Origin of the sequence: Hymenobacter cellulosivorans (assembly GCF_022919135.1) — a bacterium.
GTDB classification, from domain to species: domain Bacteria; phylum Bacteroidota; class Bacteroidia; order Cytophagales; family Hymenobacteraceae; genus Hymenobacter; species Hymenobacter cellulosivorans.
Genome location: NZ_CP095049.1, coordinates 185,014 through 204,707, shown reverse-complemented (window position 1 = coordinate 204,707; position 19,694 = coordinate 185,014). Strand labels below are relative to the sequence as shown.

24 protein-coding genes are annotated in these 19,694 nt (G+C 55.6%); all 24 read left to right on the top strand.

Features of this window, described 5'->3' with window-relative positions:
- The first annotated feature begins 8 nt into the window (after positions 1–8).
- The 24 genes from rplE to MUN80_RS00820 all read left to right on the top strand — a co-directional run bounded on the left by rplE (position 9) and on the right by MUN80_RS00820 (position 19,691).
- On the top strand, positions 9–569 hold the full coding sequence (rplE, locus tag MUN80_RS00935; protein WP_100337291.1) for a 50S ribosomal protein L5: 561 nt from the start codon (positions 9–11) through the stop codon (positions 567–569).
- Entirely contained in the window at positions 562–831 is a 270-nt protein-coding gene (rpsN, locus tag MUN80_RS00930; protein WP_100337292.1) for a 30S ribosomal protein S14, read from the top strand. Before rplE ends, rpsN begins: the two co-directional genes overlap by 8 nt.
- 185 nt (positions 832–1,016) lie before the next feature.
- On the top strand, positions 1,017–1,415 hold the full coding sequence (gene rpsH / locus MUN80_RS00925) for a 30S ribosomal protein S8 (protein WP_135395059.1): 399 nt from the start codon (positions 1,017–1,019) through the stop codon (positions 1,413–1,415).
- A gap of 18 nt (positions 1,416–1,433) precedes the next feature.
- A complete protein-coding gene (rplF, locus tag MUN80_RS00920) occupies positions 1,434–1,988 on the top strand; it encodes a 50S ribosomal protein L6 (protein ID WP_100337294.1) in 555 nt (184 codons plus the stop codon).
- A gap of 9 nt (positions 1,989–1,997) precedes the next feature.
- The gene (gene rplR / locus MUN80_RS00915; RefSeq protein ID WP_100337295.1) at positions 1,998–2,348 is read left to right on the top strand and encodes a 50S ribosomal protein L18; all 351 of its coding nucleotides are present in this window, start codon (positions 1,998–2,000) and stop codon (positions 2,346–2,348) included.
- A gap of 6 nt (positions 2,349–2,354) precedes the next feature.
- Entirely contained in the window at positions 2,355–2,954 is a 600-nt protein-coding gene (gene rpsE / locus MUN80_RS00910) for a 30S ribosomal protein S5 (RefSeq protein WP_244718438.1), read from the top strand.
- Between the two features lie 6 nt (positions 2,955–2,960).
- Entirely contained in the window at positions 2,961–3,140 is a 180-nt protein-coding gene (rpmD, locus tag MUN80_RS00905) for a 50S ribosomal protein L30 (protein ID WP_100337296.1), read from the top strand.
- 13 nt (positions 3,141–3,153) lie between these two features.
- A complete protein-coding gene (rplO, locus tag MUN80_RS00900) occupies positions 3,154–3,600 on the top strand; it encodes a 50S ribosomal protein L15 (RefSeq protein ID WP_244718435.1) in 447 nt (148 codons plus the stop codon).
- A gap of 13 nt (positions 3,601–3,613) precedes the next feature.
- Positions 3,614–4,936 carry a preprotein translocase subunit SecY gene (gene secY, locus MUN80_RS00895; RefSeq protein ID WP_244718432.1) on the top strand — a complete coding sequence of 441 codons (1,323 nt, stop codon included), beginning with the start codon at positions 3,614–3,616 and terminating at the stop codon, positions 4,934–4,936.
- Positions 4,937–4,943: 7 nt separating this feature from the next.
- Complete coding sequence (gene map, locus MUN80_RS00890; RefSeq protein ID WP_244718428.1) at positions 4,944–5,714, top strand: type I methionyl aminopeptidase; 771 nt, start codon at positions 4,944–4,946, stop codon at positions 5,712–5,714.
- Positions 5,715–5,718: 4 nt separating this feature from the next.
- On the top strand, positions 5,719–5,937 hold the full coding sequence (gene infA, locus MUN80_RS00885; protein ID WP_086592757.1) for a translation initiation factor IF-1: 219 nt from the start codon (positions 5,719–5,721) through the stop codon (positions 5,935–5,937).
- 9 nt (positions 5,938–5,946) lie between these two features.
- Positions 5,947–6,063, top strand: a complete 117-nt coding sequence (rpmJ, locus tag MUN80_RS00880) for a 50S ribosomal protein L36 (protein WP_046246595.1) — start codon at positions 5,947–5,949, stop codon at positions 6,061–6,063.
- 26 nt (positions 6,064–6,089) lie between these two features.
- Positions 6,090–6,467, top strand: a complete 378-nt coding sequence (gene rpsM, locus MUN80_RS00875; protein WP_100337300.1) for a 30S ribosomal protein S13 — start codon at positions 6,090–6,092, stop codon at positions 6,465–6,467.
- A gap of 76 nt (positions 6,468–6,543) precedes the next feature.
- Positions 6,544–6,936 (top strand): 30S ribosomal protein S11, encoded by a 393-nt coding sequence (gene rpsK, locus MUN80_RS00870; RefSeq protein WP_100337301.1) that lies wholly within the window; start codon positions 6,544–6,546, stop codon positions 6,934–6,936.
- 130 nt (positions 6,937–7,066) lie between these two features.
- The gene (gene rpsD, locus MUN80_RS00865) at positions 7,067–7,672 is read left to right on the top strand and encodes a 30S ribosomal protein S4 (protein ID WP_100337302.1); all 606 of its coding nucleotides are present in this window, start codon (positions 7,067–7,069) and stop codon (positions 7,670–7,672) included.
- A 70-nt stretch (positions 7,673–7,742) separates the two neighbouring features.
- The gene (locus MUN80_RS00860) at positions 7,743–8,732 is read left to right on the top strand and encodes a DNA-directed RNA polymerase subunit alpha (RefSeq protein WP_100337303.1); all 990 of its coding nucleotides are present in this window, start codon (positions 7,743–7,745) and stop codon (positions 8,730–8,732) included.
- 202 nt (positions 8,733–8,934) lie between these two features.
- Positions 8,935–9,522: a 50S ribosomal protein L17 gene (gene rplQ / locus MUN80_RS00855; protein WP_244718425.1), complete on the top strand. Its 588-nt coding sequence runs from the start codon at positions 8,935–8,937 to the stop codon at positions 9,520–9,522.
- A 196-nt stretch (positions 9,523–9,718) separates the two neighbouring features.
- Positions 9,719–11,026, top strand: a complete 1,308-nt coding sequence (locus tag MUN80_RS00850; RefSeq protein WP_244718422.1) for a TraB/GumN family protein — start codon at positions 9,719–9,721, stop codon at positions 11,024–11,026.
- Between the two features lie 166 nt (positions 11,027–11,192).
- Positions 11,193–12,260: a sensor histidine kinase gene (locus MUN80_RS00845; RefSeq protein WP_244718419.1), complete on the top strand. Its 1,068-nt coding sequence runs from the start codon at positions 11,193–11,195 to the stop codon at positions 12,258–12,260.
- A gap of 124 nt (positions 12,261–12,384) precedes the next feature.
- A complete protein-coding gene (locus MUN80_RS00840) occupies positions 12,385–13,164 on the top strand; it encodes a LytR/AlgR family response regulator transcription factor (RefSeq protein ID WP_244718416.1) in 780 nt (259 codons plus the stop codon).
- 108 nt (positions 13,165–13,272) lie between these two features.
- Positions 13,273–14,544: a phosphopyruvate hydratase gene (gene eno / locus MUN80_RS00835; RefSeq protein ID WP_244718414.1), complete on the top strand. Its 1,272-nt coding sequence runs from the start codon at positions 13,273–13,275 to the stop codon at positions 14,542–14,544.
- Positions 14,545–14,641: 97 nt separating this feature from the next.
- Positions 14,642–14,956: an FtsB family cell division protein gene (locus MUN80_RS00830; protein ID WP_244718412.1), complete on the top strand. Its 315-nt coding sequence runs from the start codon at positions 14,642–14,644 to the stop codon at positions 14,954–14,956.
- A gap of 133 nt (positions 14,957–15,089) precedes the next feature.
- Entirely contained in the window at positions 15,090–19,103 is a 4,014-nt protein-coding gene (locus tag MUN80_RS00825) for a CARDB domain-containing protein (protein WP_244718409.1), read from the top strand.
- A 177-nt stretch (positions 19,104–19,280) separates the two neighbouring features.
- Positions 19,281–19,691: a hypothetical protein gene (locus tag MUN80_RS00820; RefSeq protein WP_244718406.1), complete on the top strand. Its 411-nt coding sequence runs from the start codon at positions 19,281–19,283 to the stop codon at positions 19,689–19,691.
- Positions 19,692–19,694: the final 3 nt, after the last annotated feature.

Sequence of the window (19,694 nt, the reverse complement as noted above, 5' to 3'; positions counted from 1 at the left end):
CGACGACAATGGCCCGACTGAAAGATATATATCAAAAAGAAGTAGTACCCGCGCTCCAGGAGAAATTCCAGTTCAAGAGCATCATGCAGGTACCACGCATCACCAAGATCTGCATCAACCGCGGTATTGGCTCGGCAGTAGCCGACAAGAAGCTGGTTGACAATGGTGTGGACGAGCTGACGACCATCACTGGTCAGAAAGCCGTTGCTACCATTGCCAAGCGTTCGGTGTCGAACTTCAAACTCCGTGAAGGCATGCCCATCGGCGCCCGCGTAACCTTGCGTGGTGAGCAGATGTACGAGTTCATGGACCGTTTGCTGACGGTTGCTCTCCCCCGGGTGCGTGACTTCAAAGGCATCAATGACAAAGGCTTTGACGGCCGGGGTAACTATACCCTAGGTATCAAGGAACAGATCATTTTCCCCGAAATTTCGATCGACAAGATTAAGTCAATCTCGGGTATGGACATTACCTTCGTAACGACCGCCGAGAACGACGAGCAGAGCTATGAGCTCCTCAAAGCTTTCGGAATGCCGTTCGCTAACGCCAAGAAACAGAACAATGGCTAAGGAATCCGTCAAAGCAAGAGAAAGAAAGCGCATCGCTACGGTAGAACGTTACGCTGAGAAGCGTAAGGCTCTGAAAGCCGCCGGCGACTACGAAGGCCTGGACAAGCTGCCCCGCAATGCCTCGCCCGTGCGCATCCACAACCGGGATAAAATCAACGGTCGTCCTCGTGGTTACATGCGTAAATTCGGCATCAGCCGCGTTACGTTCCGCGAAATGGCGCTGGCTGGTAAGATCCCCGGTGTAACGAAGTCGAGCTGGTAATACAGCTTTGGTCTTACTCACACTAAGACCGTGATATTTGGCAGGTTGCCGAAAGAAACCATTGGCCGAGCCTCAATAAGTCGAGCCAAGTAGTCTTAACCGAAAATTTCGTCGCCACTTTCAAATGGCGGCGAAATTTTCATATCTTTGCGGCTCCCTAAAAATGGGCTGCTCTCATCTACACAATGAATACAGATCCAATTGCCGACTACCTGACCCGGGTACGCAATGCCATCAAGGCAAACCACCGGGTAGTAGAAATCCCGGCCAGCAACATCAAGAAGGAAATCACGAAAGTGCTTTACCACAAGGGCTACATCCAAAGCTACCGCTTTGATGACTCTTCGGTACAGGGCACCATCAAGATTGCCTTGAAGTACAACCCTACTACGAAGCAGCCTGCTATCACCAAACTGGAGCGCATCAGCACCCCCGGTCTGCGTCAGTACGCTCACGTGGAAAATATGCCGCGCGTACTCAGCGGCCTGGGTATTGCTATCCTGTCGACTTCGAAAGGGGTGATGACGGAGAAAGAGGCGAAAGCCCAGAACGTGGGTGGTGAAGTATTGTGCCACGTTTACTAATCGAGAAGAAACGAGACTATGTCACGCATTGGTAAACTGCCCATCAGCCTGCCCTCGGGCGTTCAGGTTGAAGTGAGCAACGAAAACACCGTTACGGTAAAGGGCCCGAAAGGCACCCTAACTACCCCGGTTGACCGCGACATTACCCTTACCCAAGCCGACGGCCAGCTGGTGGTTGAGCGTCCTACCGAGCAGAAGCGCCACAAGGCTATGCACGGTTTGTACCGCTCGCTGATCAACAACATGGTCAACGGTGTAAGCAACGGTTTTGAGCTGAAGCTGGAGCTGGTAGGTGTAGGTTACAAAGCAGCAATGGCCGGTACTACGCTGGAATTGTCGCTGGGTTACTCGCACAACATCTTCCTGGCCTTGCCGAAAGAAGTTACTGCTACGGCCGTAACCGAAAAAGGTAAAAACCCCATCGTTACCTTGAACAGCATTGACAACCAATTGCTGGGCCAGGTAGCAGCTAAGATTCGCTCGCTGCGCAAAGTTGAGCCTTACAAAGGCAAAGGCGTGCGCTTCGTGGGTGAGCAAATTCGTCGTAAGGCTGGTAAAACGGCTTCGAAATAATTTCGCATCATGGCTTTCGATAAAGCAACTAGAAGAAAACGGATCCAGCGCATCATCCGCACTAAGGTGGCTGGCACGTCCGAGCGTCCACGTTTGTCAGTGTTCCGCAGCAATACGGGCATTTATGCTCAGATTATTGACGACACCACTGGCCGTACGTTGGCGGCTGCTTCCTCGAAGCACGTTTCGGTGGAAGAGGGCAACGGAGTCGCCCTGGCTGCCGCAGTAGGTAAAGAACTTGCCTCCCGTGCTCAGGAAAAAGGAATTTCGAAAGTGGTATTTGACCGTTCGGGTTACCTCTACCACGGCCGCGTAAAATCATTGGCAGAAGGAGCCCGCGAAGGCGGCCTCAATTTCTAAATCATCATGGCAGAATTCAACAACAACCCCCGTGGTGGTGGCAATGACCGTGGCGGCAATGACCGTCGGGGTGGTGGCAATGACCGTGGTGGCAACCGGGACCAACAAGCTCCCCGCGCCGGCGAATCCGATCTGAAAGAGAAGGTAGTAGCTATCAACCGCGTTGCCAAAGTAGTAAAAGGTGGTCGTCGCTTCAGCTTCTCGGCCATTGTAGTAGTAGGTGACGGCAACGGCACCGTAGGTTACGGCCTCGGCAAAGCCAACGAAGTTACCGACGCTATTGCCAAAGGCATCGACGACGCTAAAAAGAACCTGGTGAAAGTGCCGCTGTACAAGCACACGGTTCCCCACGTGATGGAAGGCAAATATTCCGGTGGTTTCGTTCTGGTGCAGCCCGCCGCGGCTGGTACCGGCGTAATTGCTGGTGGTGCTATGCGCGCTGTATTTGAAAGCGCTGGTATTAAGGACGTACTGGCTAAGTCGAAAGGTTCTTCGAACCCTCACAACGTAGTTAAAGCTACCTTCGACGCTCTGCTGAAGATGCGCGACCCGATGCAGATTGCTCAGCAGCGCGGTATCACTCTGGCCCAAGTTTTTAACGGTTAAGCAGCGATGGCGCAGATCCAAATCAAACTCGTGAAAAGCGTTATTGACCGCCCTGAGCGTCAAAAACGTACCGTTAAGGCCCTGGGCCTCGGTAAAATCGGTAGCACGAAGGCCGTAGAAAATACGCCTCAGGTTGCCGGTATGGTAGCCGCTGTGCAGCACCTCTTGGAAGTAACTGAACTCTAGGATTCCCCTCGATATGAATCTCAGCAATCTATCACCCGCCGTAGGCTCAACGCGCACCAACAAGCGCTTGGGTCGTGGTACGGGTTCCGGCCGCGGCGGCACGTCGACGCGTGGTCACAAAGGTCAAAAGTCTCGTTCGGGTTACTCCAAGAAGTCTGGCTTCGAAGGTGGCCAGATGCCACTGCAGCGCCGTGTTCCGAAGTTCGGCTTCAAGAACATCAACCGCGTGGAGTACAAAGGCATCAATTTGGATGCTCTGACCAGCCTCAACGAAAAGAACAGCACTTCCACTATGGACGTTGCTTACTTCGTATCGGCTGGCTTGGTTTCCAAGAACGCTAAAATCAAAATCCTGGGTCGTGGGGAAGTTACCACTGCTCTGGAAGTACATGCCCATGCATTCTCGAAGTCGGCTATCGAAGCCATCGAGAAAGCTGGTGGTAAAGCTGTGACGCTGTAAAGTCTTATCGGCGATGAAAAAGTTTATCGAAACGATAAAGAACATTTTTGCGATTGAAGATCTGCGTACGCGGATCTTCAATACGCTTTTTTTCATTGCCATCTATCGGCTGGGTTCCTATGTGGTACTCCCCGGCGTCGACGCGTCGCGTTTGAAGCAGGGTGGCGCTGAAGGTCTGTTCGGTATTCTGGATACGCTGCTCGGCGGCGCATTCAGTCACGCCTCGATCTTTGCTTTGGGTATCATGCCCTACATCTCAGCCTCGATTGTATTGCAACTGCTCACTATTGCAGTTCCTTACTTCCAGAAGCTGCAGAAGGAAGGTGAATCAGGTCGGAAGAAGATTAACCAGTATACTCGGATTCTCACAATTCCGATTGTAATGGCTCAGTCTATCGGCTTTATTGCTACTATCAACGCGGAAGCTATCATTGCTCCAGGCCCTTTCTTTACTTTTTCCACTATGCTTATCATCACGGCCGGAACGCTGTTTTGCATGTGGCTTGGTGAAAAGATTACGGATAAAGGCATAGGTAACGGTATTTCCATGATCATTATGATCGGGATTGTATCCCGTTTCCCCGGTGCTATTATTGGGGAGGCAGCTGCTAAAGGCATGCGCGGCTCGTTGATCTTTTTGATTGAACTAGTAGTGCTGTTCTTAGTAGTAATGGCCGTAATCGTGCTGACGCAGGCTGTACGCCGGATTCCGGTTCAGTATGCCAAGCAAGTAGGTGGTACTACACAACTTAATGCCCAACGTCAGTTCATTCCGCTGAAAGTGAATGCAGCCGGCGTTATGCCGATCATCTTCGCTCAGTCGCTAATGTTCGTACCGGCAATTGTTGCTTCTGTTTGGCAAGCCGATAGTGATTTTGCTGCGGCAGTTGGTCAGAAGTTTTCGGACTACACCTCTTGGCAATACAATCTGGTTTTCGCAACGCTTATCATCGTCTTTACTTACTTCTACACGGCTATCAGCGTTAACCCCAATCAAATTGCGGATGACCTGAAGCGCAGTGGTGGTTTCGTTCCTGGCGTGAAGCCTGGGCGCGATACTTCAGAGCACATCGACGAGATTTTGACGCATATCACGCTGCCTGGTGCAATTGTACTGGCCCTGATTGCCATCTTCCCGGCCCTTGCTTTGCTGGCTGGTGTTACGCGTCCTTTCTCTGCTTTCTATGGCGGTACTTCGCTGATCATCATGGTAGGTGTAGTACTGGATACGCTTAACCAGGTGGAAAGCTACTTGCTTATGCGTCATTACGATGGCATGATGAAGACGGGCAAGCTGCGTGGCCGTTCTACCCAGAACGTAGCGCTGGCATCCTAATTCGGTCATGGTTATCTACAAGACCGAAGAAGAAATAGAACTCATCCGGGCCAGCGCGAAAGTGCTGGCTCAAGCCCATGGAGAAGTCGCGGGCATGATTAAGGAAGGAATTACGACGCGTGCCCTTGATCAGCGTGCGGAAGAATTCATCCGGGACCATGGCGGGCTACCCTCCTTTAAAGGGTATAATGGTTTTGAATATAGTCTCTGCATCTCGCCTAACTCAGTCGTGGTGCATGGTTTCCCGAGTGACTATCAGCTCAAAAGCGGAGATGTTGTTTCGGTAGACTGCGGAGTCTTGTTGAACGGCTACCATGCCGATAGTGCCTACACTTACCCAGTAGGGGAGGTGGCACCAGAAGTGCTCAAACTTCTGGAAGAAACCAAAAAGTCATTGTATCTGGGCATTGACCAGGCAGTGGCAGGCAACCGAATGGGCGACCTGGGATATGCCATCCAAAACCACGTTGAAAAACAAGGTTATGGAGTAGTGCGGGAACTTGTTGGCCACGGAATTGGTCAGAAACTCCACGAACGGCCAGAAGTTCCTAACTACGGCAAACGTGGGGCGGGACTTAAGCTACAAGAGGGCTTGGTTTTAGCCATCGAGCCTATGGTGAATTTGGGAACGAAGAGCGTAGTTCAGGAAAAGGATGGTTGGACTATCCGGACCAAGGACTTCAAGCCTTCGGCGCACTTTGAGCACACGGTTGTAGTACGAAAAGACAAAGCGGAGATTCTCACTTCCTTTGAATACATAGAAAAAGCCTTACAGTAGCCTTATGGCCAAACAATCCTCCATTGAACAGGACGGAGTCATTCTGGAAGCCCTTTCAAACGCCATGTTTCGCGTGGAATTGGAAAACGGTCACCAGCTCGTTGCTCACATTTCGGGCAAAATGCGAATGCACTACATCAAAATCCTGCCGGGCGATAAGGTGAAGCTGGAAATGTCCCCTTACGACTTGTCGAAGGGCCGAATTGTTTACCGTTACAAATAACCCGACGACATGAAAGTCAAAACCTCGGTCAAGAAACGCAGTGTTGACTGTAAGCTGGTTCGCCGCAACGGCAAGCTGTACGTCATCAACAAAAAGAACCCCCGCTTCAAGCAGCGTCAGGGTTAGTAGCACCAGACTTTTTACAAAAGCAAATGGCTCGTATTGCAGGGGTAGATATCCCGGACAACAAGCGCGGTGAAATCGCGCTGACCTACATTTTCGGCATCGGCCGTCCTTCCGCACAGAAAATCTTGACCAAGGCCGGCATCGACCTGAACAAGAAAGTAAAGGATTGGACGGAAGCAGAAGCTGGCGAAATCCGCAGCATCATTGCTGCCGAAGTTAAGACTGAAGGTGTTCTGCGCTCGGAAGTGCAGCTGAACATCAAGCGTCTGATGGACATCGGTTGCTATCGGGGTCTGCGTCACCGCAAAGGTCTGCCAGTTCGTGGTCAGCGTACCAAGAACAACTCGCGCACGCGCAAAGGCAAACGGAAAACCGTTGCCAACAAGAAAAAAGCTACTAAATAAATTGTAGCGGGAATCGAAGCCGGTTCAGGACTCTGAACCGGCTTCAACACCTTCCGCAGTTTTTTGCGATAACCAAATGGCACAAAAGAGAAAAGACAAAGCCAAAAAGCGCGTTGTCGTTGTTGAGCAGGTAGGCCAGATTCACATCAAGGCTTCCTTCAATAACATCATCATCTCCATCACCAACAACAATGGTCAGGTTATTTCCTGGGCGTCGGCTGGTAAGATGGGTTTCAAAGGTTCTAAGAAGAACACGCCCTACGCTGCCCAGATGGCAGCTACGGATTGCGCCAAAGTGGCCCATGATCTGGGCATGCGCAAAGCCGAAGTATTCGTGAAAGGTCCGGGTGCAGGCCGTGAGTCGGCTATCCGTACCCTCCAGAACGTGGGCATTGAGGTAACCACCATCCGCGACGTGACCCCGCTGCCCCACAACGGCTGCCGTCCTCCTAAGCGTCGTCGCGTCTGATATACTGAACTCGCGAACCATTTGGTTCGCCCCTGTGTCGGGTTTCCGATCCGGCTTGCCCTGCGGGTAGGTCGCATCCGAGAGGCCCGACACGCGTGGTTCAACCCCTGCAAAACTCAAATACCCCGAAATGGCACGTTATACTGGTCCTAAAACCAAGATTGCCCGTCGCTTCGCAGAGCCAATCTTCGGCCCAAGCAAGGCACTCAACAAAAAGAACTATCCTCCAGGCCAGCACGGCCGTGGCCGCCGCAAGAAGCAGTCGGAATACGCGGTGCAGCTGATGGAGAAGCAGAAAGTAAAGTACATGTACGGTGTACTGGAGAAGCAATTCGAAAACCTGTTCCACAAAGCAGCTACTCTGCCCGGCATCACCGGCGACAACCTGCTGGCTCTGCTCGAGTCGCGTTTGGACAATACGGTGTATCGTTTTGGCATTGCTCCAACCCGTCGCGCTGCTCGCCAGTTGGTGTTGCACAAGCACATCACGGTGAACGGTGAAGTAGTCAACATTGCTTCGTACAAGCTCCGCGCTGGTGACGTAGTAGGTGTTCGCGAAAAGTCGAAGTCTCTGGAAGCTATTACCACCAGCCTGAGCGCCCGCAACTCGCGTGCTTTCTCGTGGCTGGAGTGGGACGGCAAGGAATTGGTGGGCAAGTTCTTGAACGCCCCCTCACGTGACCTGATTCCGGAGAAAATCACGGAGCAGCTCATCGTCGAGCTTTACTCGAAGTAATTACTGGAACCCGGCTTATGGTCGGGTTCTTACTTCGTTTTTTCCTTGTTGTATTTTTAAAGCCCCACTTATGTCAATCTTAGCTTTTCAAATGCCGGAGAAAGTAGTGATGGAGAAATCCGACGACTTCTACGGAACATTTGAATTTAAACCGCTGGAGAAAGGCTACGGCGTCACGATCGGCAACGCATTGCGCCGTATCCTGCTGTCGTCGCTGGAGGGCTATGCCATCACGTCGGTCCGCACTTCCAGTGTGCTGCACGAGTTCATGACGATTGAAGGCGTGATTGAGGACATGTCCGAAATCATTCTGAACCTAAAGCAGGTTCGCTTCAAGAAGGTGAGCGACGCCATCGAGGACAAAATCACGGTCCGTATTAAGGGCCAGGAGACGTTCACGGCTGGTGATATCAACAAATTCACGACTGGCTTCGAAGTACTCAACACAGATATGGTTATCTGCAACGTTGATCCTTCGGTGGAGTTGGAATTTGAATTTACGATTCAGAAAGGCCGTGGCTACGTACCGGCCGAGGAGAATAAGCCTGCCGACCAGGTGTTTGGGCAAATTGCCATTGATGCCATCTTCACGCCTATTAAGAACGTGAAGTATAGCATTGAGAATACCCGGGTAGAGCAGAAAACCGACTACGAGAAGCTCCTCATCGAGATTCAGACCGACGGTTCGATTCACCCCGAGGACGCGCTGAAAGGTGCGGCCAACATTCTGATTCAACACTTCATGCTGTTCTCGGACAACACCATGACCTTCGAAACGGCTAAAGCCGAGGAAGAAGAGACGGTAGACGAAGAGACGCTGCACATGCGCAAGGTTCTGAAGACGCCGCTGGCGGATATGGATCTGAGCGTACGCGCTTACAACTGCCTCAAGGCTGCTGACATCAAGACGCTGGGCGAACTGGTGCAGCTGGACATGAGCGATATGATGAAGTTCCGCAACTTCGGTAAGAAGTCGCTGACCGAACTCGAAAACCTCGTAGAGGAAAAAGGTCTGACCTTCGGGATGGACCTGGGCAAGTACCGCCTCGACGAAGACTAGCATACCCCAATAGGCTGATTGCCGCTACGCTGACGTACTCGTTGGCCTGCAGCAATCAGCCTATTTCTTTGCATACTTCATTTACACTTTTTCACCAGTGTGCCCGAGGTAGGATGGTTCTAATGAGGCTGCCTAACTAACTGGCAGCCCGCCGTGGTCATCCTACGCAAGCACACACATTCCTGCTGAGAAGCACTAACCAATGAGACACGGTAAGAAAATCAACCACCTCGGTCGTACCACCTCCCACCGCAACGCGATGCTGTCGAACATGGCTTCGTCGCTGATTCTGCACAAGCGTCTGACCACTACGGTGGCCAAGGCTAAAGCCCTGCGCAAGTTTGTAGAGCCCCTGCTGACCAAGTCGAAGAGCGACACGACGCACTCGCGTCGTACCGTATTCGCTACGCTGCAGAACAAGGAGTCGATTAAGGAGCTGTATGACTCGGTAGCCGCTAAAATTGCTACCCGTCCCGGCGGTTACACCCGCATCATCAAGCTGAGCGACAACCGTCTGGGCGACAACGCCGAGGTGTGCATCATCGAGCTGGTGGACTACAACGAAACGCTGCTGGAAGCTAAGTCGGCCGGCGAAGCCAAGGCTACGACTCGTCGCTCACGCGGCAAGAAGAAGTCGGGTGCTGAGGCTGCTGCTCCGGCCGCTGAAGCTACTACCGCTGCTCCGGCTGCCGTGGTAAGCGAAGAGGCTGCTGCCGCTACGGATGCTCCAACCGAAACGCTGAAAGAAGGCGAAACTCGCGACGAGGCTAGCGAAGAAGCTGCTTCGTAGTTTTCGAGCGATTCAATATAAAAAGGGACGTGCCGGGCGGTACGTCCCTTTTTTTGTGCTTGCCGGAATAAGCAGTCGATGGATTTTTGCGGCAGTTCGTGGGGTATTTGCGGCAGTTGGGGAGAATAGGGTAGGGGCAGTGGAGGAGGAAGACGTGCTTTGAAGCATCTGTTCCACTTCTAGCCAACTTCTGTTTATGCCTTCGCTCCTTACTGTTATCCGCCATGCCCTTGTCGTGGGCGCTTTGACCATGATCTGTGCCAGCGCTTCACATGCCCAGACACTTGAGCCAGGCGCATCAACTAGCGTATTTGCCGGGGTTGCTAAGGAAGAACTGCCAAAGGAAGGAACTCCCAGCTTTGCGCTGTTTGCTGAGGCATTTTATGACAATCAATTATTCTTACTGGGCGAAGCACACGGTGTGGCTCGGCCGCAGGAAGTGGACTTTGAGCTGTTTAAGCACCTGAACCAGCGGGCCGGCGTGCGGTACTACGTTGGGGAGTTTGACTGCGCCAAGGCCGACTACCTGAATCAGTACTTGCACACCGGCAACGATAGTACGTTGCAGTTGGTGTTTCGGAGTTGGGTGCAAGCTGAGTCGCAGTGGGCCAACAAGGACCTGTTGAACAAGTTTCGGAAGCTGCGTGAGCTGAACCAGACGCTGCCGGAGAAACGCAGGCTGGAGTTTGTGGGTATTGATGAGGTGCAAGACTTACCACTGGCCGCTGATTACCTGCGGTACTTGTTGCATAAAAAAGGGTATTCGGCTGTGCTGTTCCAGAAAGGAGACTCCCTCAATGCCTTAATGCGGCAGCCGGCCACCTCATTATTGGCAGCGGTAGCCCGACGTACTATTACCGAACTGAAGCTGCACCCAAAGTCGTACCGTCTGAGCCTGGGCGCCTCGTATGAGCCGGTGCTACACCTGCTCAAGAACCTCACGTACCGCGCCGACGGTCTGGGGCGGGAGCAGAGTATCTTCGCCAACTTCCAAGCCTTGAGCCAGACCAAGTGGCGAGCTGGCGAGAAAATGTATGGCATGTGGGGCTTGGCGCATGTATTGCAAAGCCCCTTGCAGGGTGGCTACTCGACATTTGCAGCCATGGTGCGGCAGAGTAGCTTGCCAGTGCATGATAAGGTAGTATCGGTGATGTGCGTCTTTTCAGGCTGTGAGATGCTGTACCCTAATAGTGGCTTGCCGGCACCCTGGCAAACGAAAGGGCAGGTGTACGGCAAGACCAACAAGTTTAACCACGATGGGCCGCTGACAGTCATCGGAGGCATGGAGGAGCTTAAGGCCCAGACTACGCCAGGCAGCACCACGCTCTTCCGCCTCGACGCACCGGGAGCCGCTAGCACCCGCCAGCCGATTCGGGTGACGTACGCGCCGGGCATCCCGGCGACGCAGCAGATGCAGTTCGACCCGAAGCTGCCAGCCGCCGCTTACGTGCAGTACCTAGTGCTGGTGCGCGACTCCAAGGCTGTGCAACCCCTGCGACCCTGAGCGGCCTATGTTTAGTTTCGTGCAGGCATTCTGCGCAGCACTGGCTGGGGGTGCCTACCCGGTAGCAGTAAACCTGCGGCCGCAAGTGGGGCAGGGTGGTGCAGATATAAGCAAAGAATGCCAACTTCCGGCTCGCCATTCTGCCTGGCTTACTCACCTGCGTCCTATGCTGCTTGCCCGTCCTTCCCGCTCCGATTTGCTGACTGTGGCCGCGTACTGGCCCGTGGCTACGGCGGTAATTCTGCCTACCTACTGGCAGCAGTTCGCCGGGCCACGAGCCATGGCCGGCATGGTCTACACGGTGGTGTTGGACTCGGCGGCGGTGTTTGCCATTGTGTTCGGGTTGCTGCCCAACCTGCTGACGCCCCGCTACCGGCTACGGGCTCTGGGGTTACTGCTGGTTTTTCTGCTGGCTAGCGGCTTGCTCTACAACTACGGGTACAGTCTCATTCTGAACCAGCTCGTACCAGTAAGCCCGTTGCAACTGGTGCACAGCATCATTCGTCACGCCTTCAGCTACGGCATGCTGGCGGTCCTGCTGACCGGTAAACGCTACTTCGACGTGCAGCAGCGGCTAATCCTGGCCCAGAAGGCCCACGCCGAAAGTGAGCTGCGCAACCTCAAAGCCCAAATTGACCCGCACTTTTTGTTTAATAACCTCAACGTGCTGCGCGGCCTGATTCAGCACGACCCCGTGGCGGCCGACGAGTACCTGACTCACTTTGCCGAGCTCTACCGCTACCTGATTCGCCACAAAGATGAGGACTTCGTGTCCCTGACCGATGAGCTGCGCTTTGCCGACGAGTACGTGTACCTGCTGCGTCACCGCTTCGGAACGGCCTACTGCTTTCGGCAGCAACTGCCCGAGCCGGCGGCCCTGGGTCAGCTGCTGGTAGTGCCTGGTACCCTGCAGCTGCTGCTCGAAAACGCCATCAAGCACAACGCCGGCGACGACGAGGACCCGCTTATCATCACCATCGAGGCCTCTGAAACCCACCTGACGGTGCGCCACCCACGCCGCCCCAAGCGCACCGCCGTCGACTCGACTGGTACCGGGTTGGCTAATCTACGGGAGCGGTACCTACTCCTGACCGGGCAGGCCATTACTGTGCAAGGCGCCGGGCCGGAGTTCGTTGTGACCGTGCCCTTGCTGGCAATGGCTCAACCCGCTGGTAAGCTGCCACAGCCGGAAAATACGGTGGCGGATGCAAATAGTCGCAGCACCCGGTTGTAGAAACATAACTATGTTTTACCCAAAACATAGTTATGTTTTGCTCCGGACATAGTAATGTCCGCCTCTAAGGCTGTCCGGAGCTAGTATCCCGTGGCTTACTTATCCTGGTTATTTCCCCTCATTCATGCGCATTCTCATTCTGGAAGACGAAGAGCCGGCGGCCCAGCAGCTGATCCGCTTTCTGGCCCAGGCCGGGCTGGCGGCCGAGGCTCCGCCGGTGCTGCGTGGGGTAGAAAAGGCCCTGGCTTGGTTGCAGGCTAACCCTATGCCCGACCTGATTTTCTCCGACATCGAGCTGCTCGACGGCAATGTGTTTGGCCTCTACGAACAGTTCCGGGTGACCTGCCCGATCATCTTTACCACGGCCTACGACCAGTTTCTGCTGCCTGCCTTCCGGGCCAGTGGCATTGCCTACCTGCTCAAGCCCTACACTTACGCTCAGCTGGAGGAAGCTCTGGCCAAGTACCACAGCCTGCAACGGAGCTTTGCCCCGCCAAACGCGCCCACGCTAAGTGGGGAAGTGTTGGAAGCTCTAAGCCACGCCCTGCGCCAGGGAGCCCAGCCCGCTTACAAGCAGCGCTTTTCGGTGCGCATGCGCCAGGGCCTCTACGTGCTCCAGACGGATGATGTAGCCTACCTGCAGGCCGATGAAGGCGTGGTGTTTGCCGTGGACAAAGCCGGCAGCCGCTATCCGCTCATCGGCACGCTCACGGAGCTGGAGCGCCAACTCGACCCTGGCCGCTTCTTTCGCCTCAACCGCTCGGAGCTAGTCAACATCAGTTTCGTGGAGAAGGCCGAGCCGTACTTCAACAACCGACTGAGCATCAAAATCCGGCACAGCACCGCCGTGCTGCAAACCAGTGCGGCCCAAACGCCCGAGTTTCGGAAGTGGCTGGAAGGGTAGGAGCGTACTGGGTGAATTCCTTACCTTTCGGCCCCGCAGCCGGATGTGGGGCCTAGGTCTAGGTTCGGCGGCTGCGGAAACGAATTCCTCACCACAATTCTTTTCAACATGAGCATTATATCAGCCATCCATGCCCGGCAGATTTTTGATTCGCGCGGTAATCCGACCGTCGAAGTAGATGTAACCACGGAATCCGGCGTTGTGGGCCGTGCCGCCGTGCCGTCGGGGGCCAGCACGGGCAAGCACGAAGCCGTGGAGCTGCGCGACGACGACAAGTCGAAGTACATGGGCAAGGGCGTGCTGAAGGCCGTGGAAAACGTGAACAGCAAGATTGCCGAAGAGCTGCTGGGCTTCTCGGTGTTTGAGCAAGGCCTGCTCGACAAGATCATGCTCGAAATCGACGGGACGCCCAACAAGGCGAACCTGGGTGCCAATGCCATTCTGGGGGCCTCGCTGGCCATTGCCCGGGCTGCTGCCCAGGAAGCCGGTATGCCCCTCTACCGCTACGTAGGCGGTGTAGGCGCTACCACGCTGCCCGTGCCGATGATGAACATCCTCAACGGCGGCTCGCACGCCGACAACAGCATCGACTTCCAGGAGTTCATGATTATGCCCGTGGGCGCATCATCCTTCTCGGAAGCCCTGCGCTGGGGCACCGAAATCTTCCACCACCTGAAGAACGTGCTCAAAAAGCAGGGCTTCAGCACCAACGTGGGCGACGAAGGCGGCTTTGCACCGAACATCAAATCCAACGAGGACGCCATCAAGATTGTGCTCCAGGCCATCGAAACGGCCGGCTACAAGCCCGGCGACGACGTGATGATTGCTATGGACGCCGCCGCTTCCGAGTTCTACGACGGCACGCACTACCACTTCAAGAAGAGCACCGGCGACAAGCTGACCTCCGACGAAATGGTAGCCTACTGGACCGACTGGACCAAGAAGTACCCCATCATCAGCATCGAGGATGGTATGGACGAGGACGACTGGACCGGTTGGAAAAACCTGACCACCAGCATCGGCAGCACCACCCAGCTGGTGGGCGACGACCTGTTCGTAACCAACGTGCAGCGCCTGCAGCGCGGTATCGACGAGCAGATTGCCAACGCCATCCTGATCAAGGTAAACCAGATTGGTACGCTCACCGAAACCATTGATGCCATCAACCTGGGCCGCCGCAACGGCTACAAGAGCATCATGAGCCACCGTTCGGGCGAAACCGAGGACAATACCATTGCCGACCTGGCTGTGGCCCTGAATACCGGCCAGATCAAAACCGGCTCAGCTTCGCGCTCCGACCGGATGGCTAAGTACAATCAATTGCTGCGCATCGAGGAAGAACTGGGCGAAATTGCCTACTTCCCCGGCCGCAAGATGTAGTGACGAGGTAGTTGTTGGACAATTCCACGGCTACGCGTAAAATTTAAAGGCCCCGGTCTGCATGCAGACCGGGGCCTTTGCTTTATCTTTGAGTGCTATGCAGTTATTACAAGTATTTCAGCGGGTTCCGCGGTTTTTGCGCAGCTTTTACTTTCTGGCCGGTTCCGCCTTTCTGGTCTGGATGCTGGTGTTCGATGCCAACGATTTAGTCAAGCAGTATGATATGTATGCCAAGTGGCGGGAGCTGCAGGCGGAAAAGGAATATTACCTTAATAACATTGACCTGGTAAAGAAAGACCGGGCCGAGCTGCTCAGCAGCCCCGAACTCCTGGAGAAGTTTGCCCGGGAGAAATACATTATGAAGCGCCCCGGCGAAGACGTTTTTATCCTGGTTCCGCAGGAGCAAGAGTAGTTTCTCTCTGCCACCCAAACGGCTGAGCCCAGGCGCGCCGCTTTACTTGACTTTTGCTTACCCCGACCGGCGCAAAAGGCCTTTTTGGCTCTTTGCGCAAGCTTTTTCTAAGTCTATTTCCTAAACCTGTTGTATGACAAAAAACTACTCGTTCCCTGTCCGCCCCCTGACAGCCCGGCCCGCTTGGCTGACTTTGCTGGTGGCTTTATTGGTGTGCTGGAGCAGCCGAGCAACGGCCCAGACCTACACCCTGCCCACTACGGGCAACACGGCTATTACCACCTGCAGCGGCGTCCTCTACGACAATGGTGGCGCGGCGGGCAATTACAGCCCCAACGCCGATGGTTCGGTAACCATCAACCCGGCCACGGCGGGCAACAAGGTGAAGCTGCAATTCAACACCTTCTCCGTGGGCTACTACGACCGGCTGACGATTTATGACGGAGCCACTACTTCGTCGCCCATCATCGGTACGTACTACGACTACTACAGCCCGGGCACGGTGTACGGTACCAGCACCAGCGGTAGCCTCACGGTGCGCTTCGCCACCGACTACTACGCCAGCGGCTACAGCGGCTTCAGCGCAGATATTTCCTGCGTAACGACCGTGCCGCAGCCTGATCTGGCTATTCAGGGAGCTTCGGTGTCGCCGGTATCGGTGGTGCCTGGCAACAGCCTGTCCTTGTACAGCTCCATCTACAATCTGTCGGGTACCACGGCTACCAGCAGCAACATCGGCTACTACCTCTCGACCGACGCCAGCCTGGATGCTGCCGACGTGCTGTTGGGTAACTCAACGGGCAGCAGCCTGACCGTGGGCAACTACAGCAGCCGCACCAGCTACGTGCAGCTGCCAGCAACCATTACGGCCGGCGCCTATTACGTGCTGTTTGTGGCCGATTACCAAAACGTGGTAAACGAAAGCAACGAAACCAACAACGTGTCGAGCGTGTACCTGAACGTGGTACCACCGTCGGTGGATTTGCTGATTCAGCAGCCAGCCGTTAGCCCAACGAGCACCGCGCCCGGCAACGTGCTGAACCTGGCCTGCTACATCGTCAACCAAGGGAATGCCACGGCTGCCTACAGCAGCGTGGGGTACTACCTGTCGAGCAATACGACCCTGGACGCCAACGACCAGCTGCTGAGCTCCACGTACGGGTCTACGCTCACGCCGAACTATTCGTCTTACCGCACGGCTACTACCAACGTACCGCCGGGCCTGGCCCCGGGTACGTACTACATCCTGTTTGCAGCCGACTACCAAAGCCTGGTTTCGGAATCAAACGAGAACAACAACGTGTCGGCCGTAACCCTGACCGTGGCGGCACCCAGTGTCGACCTGATTGTGTCGCAGGCCAGCCTGAGTACCTATTCCATGTCGGCGGGCACAACCATTACGGCCGGGGCTACGGTGTATAACCAGGGTAACACTACGGCTTCTTCTAGCAACCTGGGCTACTACCTCTCGACCGATGCTACGCTGAGCTCCAACGACGCCCTGCTGGGCAGCAGCACGGGCGGTGCTTTGTCTTCCGGGCTCAGCAATTACCCCAGCACCAGCATCACGATTCCGGCGGGCACTACCCCGGGCAGCTACTACGTTCTTTTTGCCGCCGACTATCAGAACCAGGTAACCGAATCGAACGAAACCAATAACGTGCGCAGCCAGGCTATTACGGTTGTAACGCCCAGCATCGACCTGGTGATTCAATCGGCTTACCTGAACTCCTCCACGACGACGGCCGGCACGACAATCAGCGCCAGCCATTACATCGTCAACCAGGGCAATACCGTAGCCTCTTCGAGCAACGTGGGGTATTACCTGTCGACGGACGCTACGTTTTCCTCAGCCGACGTGCTGCTGACCTCTACGGCGGGCGGTACCTTGACTGCGGGCAACTATTCCACGCGGTATCCTTCCCTGACTATTCCTGCGGGTACGGCGGCCGGTACTTACTACGTGCTGTTTGTGGCCGACTACCAGAACCAGGTAACGGAAACCAACGAGAACAACAACGTAGCCTCGGCTCAGCTGACGGTGGTTACCCCGGGTATCGACCTGGCAATTTTGCAGGCTTACCTGAACCAAACCTCCAGCGTAGCCGGTGGAACCGTGAGCGGCAGCCACTATATCATCAACCAGGGTACGACGGCCGCAGCCAGCTCCAACGTGGGCTACTACCTCTCGACCGACGCCACCCTAAGCACCAGTGACGTACTGCTCAGCAATTCGGCCAGCGGTACGCTGTACGCGGGTGGTTACAACTCGCTGTATCCTTCCCTGACCATTCCGACGGGCACCACCCCCGGCAGCTATTACGTGCTGTTCGTGGCCGACTATCAGAACTCGATTAGCGAAACCAACGAGAACAACAACGTGGCCGCCGCCGCGCTGACGATTGTAGCGCCCGTAATCGACCTCACAATTCAGTCTCCCTCCATTAGCACCAGCTCCACGGCGGCCGGCGGAACAATTGGCGTCAACTACTACGCCATCAACCAGGGTACGACCAGCTCTCCGGGCTTCACCGTGGGCCACTACCTGTCGACGGATGCCACACTGAGTGCCAATGACGTGCTGCTGACTTCCACGTCGAGCACGGCCCTGGCGCCGGGTGGCTACACCACGCTCTATCCGACCATGGTTATTCCGGCAAATACGTCGGCCGGCACGTACTACGTGCTCATCGTAGCCGACCACCAGAACACGGTGAGCGAGGTCAATGAGAACAACAACGTAGCCACGCTCACGCTGCGCGTTACGGCGCCGTTCTCGGGCGTACTGGTGCCTGTCAGCGGTGCAACTTCCATCACTACCTGCAATACGACGGTAGCCGACAACGGCGGCAACAGCGACTACGTGAACAATTCGTACGGCTCGCTCACGATTAACCCGGCCACGGCGGGGGCTAAAGTTCGGTTGGTGTTCTCTTCGTTTGCGGTGGAGAGTTGCTGCGACCAGCTTTATATCTACGACGGGCCGAATACCAACTCGCCCCTGATTGGTTATTACACGGCTAATCCCGGCACCATTACGGCCCAGAACACGTCTGGCTCGCTCACGCTGCTTTTCACCAGCGACGGTAGCGTCGTCGGTTCCGGCTTCGAAGCTACCGCTTCGTGCGTCACGGTGACCTCGCAACTGCCCGACCTGATTGTGCAGTCGCCCTCGGTATCGGCTACTTCGGTCGCTGTCGGCAACACGGTTAGCTTGGGCGGTACCGTCCGCAACCAAGGGGGCGGCGATGCCAGCAGCAGCCAGCTGGGCTATTATCTCTCGACCGACAACACGCTGAGCAGTGGCGACCTGTTGCTGGGTACGAGCAGCGGTGGGGCTCTGGCCGCCGGGCAGACGACGGCCCGTGCCGGTACGTTCAGCATTCCTACCGGCGTTACGCCCGGTACCTATTATGTAGTGTATGCCGCCGACCCAGCCGGGGCCGTGACGGAAAGCAACGAAACCAACAACACGACTTCGCTGACGCTGACTATCGTGGCCGCCCTACCCGACCTGGTGGTGTCGCAAACGGCGCTAAGCCCAGCCTCGGCACCGGCCGGCACTACGGTATCCGCTTCGTGTCTGCTCACCAACTCGGGCACAGCCGCAGCGGCACAGAACACGATGGCCTTCTACCTGTCGACGGACGCCTCGCTGAGCAGCAACGACGTACTGTTAGCCAGCACCACAGCAGCAGCGTTGCCTGCTGGCTCGGGCAATACCCGGGCAGCTTCGCTCACTATTCCGGCGGGCACGGTTGCTGGCAACTACTATGTGCTGTACGTGGCCGATGCTACCGGTATCGTGGCTGAGTCGAATGAGCAGAACAACGTAGCCAGCCGCGCCTTCACCGTAAGCCTGCCTAGCCCTGTACGGGAGCAGCTCAATGGCTTCACGCTGAACGTGTACCCCAACCCGGCTACCGGCGGCGAGTTCAAGGTGCGCATGGATGGCCCCAGCACGGGCAAAGCCGCGCAACTCACGTTGTTTAACAGCATCGGTCAGCAAGTGGGCACGCAAACTCTGGTGCTGACTGCCGGCCGCGGCCCCGTCACCTTCGACACGACCAACCTGGGCAGCGGCGTCTATACGCTGCGTATTACGGGTGAGGAGTTGAACGTGACCCGGCGCGTGGTTATTGAATAACGCAGCTTAGCCAGTCTGACTGGTCTACGGCGGCATCGAATCCGGAGCATTTCCGGAGTCGGTGCCGCCGTTTTATTTATGCCTCTTGTTACGTGGCCCCGTATTTGACAAGCCGCCGTTATTACTTTGCGCTGCTCTATGATAAAGCCTGGAAAAGTTGCCCTTAGGCGTTACTGGTTGCTTCTGCTCCTGACCGTGCTGCTGGTTGCGGCCCCGGCGCTGGCTAGGCCCTCGCAGGTACAGGTGGCCCGGCAGTTTCTGCTGGCCGTGCTGCGGGCCGACTATCCGGCGGCTTACGCGCTGCTGGCCCCCGAGACCCAGGGTACTATGAGTGCCAAGCAGTTCAGGGAGGCCGTGCAGCCACTGCGGATCCAGGCAAAGCGCCGTGGCCAGCCATTCGACCTGTATAAGCTGGGCTACCGCATTAGTGAGGCCAACGAAATACGCAGCTTCTACAGTTTCATGTTTAAAAGCGACACGCTGGCTAGTAAGCCCGAAGTGCAGCTCGACGTTACGTTTCAAGACAGTACTGCCGCCCGTATTCTCACGTTTGGGTTAATTCCGGCTCCCCAGACCCGGCGAAAATAGCAG